Source organism: Rhodoferax sp. UBA5149 (genome assembly GCF_002413825.1).
Classification (GTDB): domain Bacteria; phylum Pseudomonadota; class Gammaproteobacteria; order Burkholderiales; family Burkholderiaceae_C; genus Rhodoferax.
On record NZ_DHXT01000095.1, the window covers coordinates 1 to 2,177 of the forward strand.

General features: G+C 60.0%; 1 protein-coding gene and 1 pseudogene. Both read left to right on the forward strand.

All coding sequences use genetic code 11. The annotated features are described in order from the left end of the window. A pseudogene (locus B3V69_RS08120) lies at positions 1-1,362 on the forward strand (type III restriction endonuclease subunit R); the annotation flags it as partial. Next, positions 1,363-2,073 (forward strand): lipoyl(octanoyl) transferase LipB, encoded by a 711-nt coding sequence (gene lipB, locus B3V69_RS08125; protein ID WP_296445468.1) that lies wholly within the window; start codon positions 1,363-1,365, stop codon positions 2,071-2,073. The last annotated feature ends 104 nt before the right edge of the window (positions 2,074-2,177 follow it).

Sequence of the window (2,177 nt, forward strand, 5' to 3'; positions counted from 1 at the left end):
GTCTGCGAGGCCAAGTTTTCTACCGCCGCCCATGAGCTGGCGGACCGCTTGATCAACAACATGGGGTTCGAGGCTTTGGATGTAGCGTCCATGGTGGTGCAGCAGTCGGTATTGCCACTTTTTGATGAAAATCATGCTCTAGCCCCCGTACCACCTGCGCCAGTAGCTACTAATTTTGTAGCGATTTCAGCCTCGCCCGAATTACAGGCCGTGCCAGGCGTTGAGTTTGTGCAGATCGCCGGCGAACAGGCGGTGGTGGTCACCGGGCACATTGGCACAGAAGTTGAAGCGCTGTTAATGGCCCAGGTGCGTGGCCCGAAGAAGCAAGAGCTGGTGCGCGACAAAGTGGCGCAGCACAACGCGCTGGTGGCGGCGCAAGCTGCCCCGGCGTCGCGCGGCGAGCGTTTTGCGCCGATTCCGACGCTGGGCTACCGAAGCACACCACAAGGCCAGCTCTGGCCGCTGGAGCGTGAGGCGGTGCTGGAAGCTGTCGAGCTGGATTTGTTAACGCCAGAAGCGGTGCAGTTGCCCGGTTTTCAGGTGGTGGAGCAGTCCAACACCTTTGAGATTTATTTGAAGGACTCGCACGTCAAGCTGCGGGCCGCGGACGCCAGCCAGATTGCCTTCGACTATGGCTCCAGCACCATCACGGCGGATGACCTGGTGCGCTGGCTTGACCAATCCTTGTTTCAAAAGCTGCCTGAGTTCACGCTGGGACAACGGACGGTTTATTTTGCGGCGGTGGTCAGCCATTTGATCCACGAGCGGGGCATACCGCTGGTGACCCTGGCCAAGGCGCGCTTCAAACTGGCGCAGGATATCGAGGCGCGGGTTGGTGATTTAAAAGACAAGGCAGCCAAGACCCAGTTTCGGCAATTGGTGCTGGAAGAGGCTTGGGACATTGAGCCCGACTGGAGCCGGCCGCTGGTGTTTGAAGCCAATCGCTATCCAGTGCCCGCTGGGTCGCGCTACAGTGGGCGCTACCAGTTCAACAAGCATTTTTATCCGGTGCAGGCGGATTTGAAGGACGGTGGCGAGGAGTTCTTGTGTGCGCAGTTGCTGGACAACCACGCCAAGGTTAAGCAATGGGTTCGCAACCTCACCACCGCGCCTTGCGGCTTTGCGCTGGCGACCTCCCGAGGCCGATTTTTCCCGGACTTTGTGGCTGAACTGGTCGATGGGCGCGTGGCCGTGGTCGAATACAAAGGCGCGCACTTGTTGAATGACCCCTATGAGATTGAAAAACGACAAATCGGCGAGTTGTGGGCGCGCAAAAGCCTGGGGCGTTGCCTCTTCGGGCAAATTGCCAAAGAGCGTGACGGGGTGGGCATGTCGGGACAACTGGACGCCTTGCTGAAATAAATGAGCATTGAAATCCACAAACTAGGCCGCGTGGACTACCTGCCCACTTATGAAGCGATGCAGGCCTTCACCGCCGCGCGCACGCCAGAGACCCCCGACGTGCTATGGATTTGCGAGCACCCTGCGGTCTATACACAGGGGCTGGCGGGCAAACCGGAGCATATTTTCAACCCGGCCAATATCCCCGTGGTGCAAACCAACCGGGGCGGGCAAGTCACCTACCACGGCCCCGGCCAGGTGGTGGCGTATCCGCTGATCGACCTCAAGCGCGCCGGCTATTTCATCAAGGAATATGTGTACCGGATTGAAGAGGCGGTGATCCGCACGCTTGCCGCTTTTGGCGTCACGGGGCACCGGGTGGCGGGCGCGCCCGGCATTTACGTGCGGCTGGGCGATCCGGGCTCCCACGCCATGCTGGCGCAGCGGCCTGCAAAAAAAGGGTCTGAGCCGTTGCGCTTCGCGGCCGGATCCGACCCCAATTTTGAAGGCCTGGGAAAAATCGCCGCCTTGGGGCTCAAGGTCAGCCGCAACTGCACTTACCACGGCATGGCGCTCAATGTGGCGATGGACCTCGAACCCTTCTCGCGCATCAACCCCTGCGGCTATGCACAGCTGCAAACGGTGGACCTTTCTACAATCGGGGTTTCCGTCGGCTGGACTGAAGCGGCCGACGTCCTGAGCCACAAGCTCGCAAGCTACCTGGCACCTTGATTCCCGTTCGGGCTGAGCCTGTCGAAGCCCCATGCATGAGCGGATTACCCAGCCCTTCGACAGGCTCAGGGCGACCGGAACCATAGATGAAGACCACAGAAGCG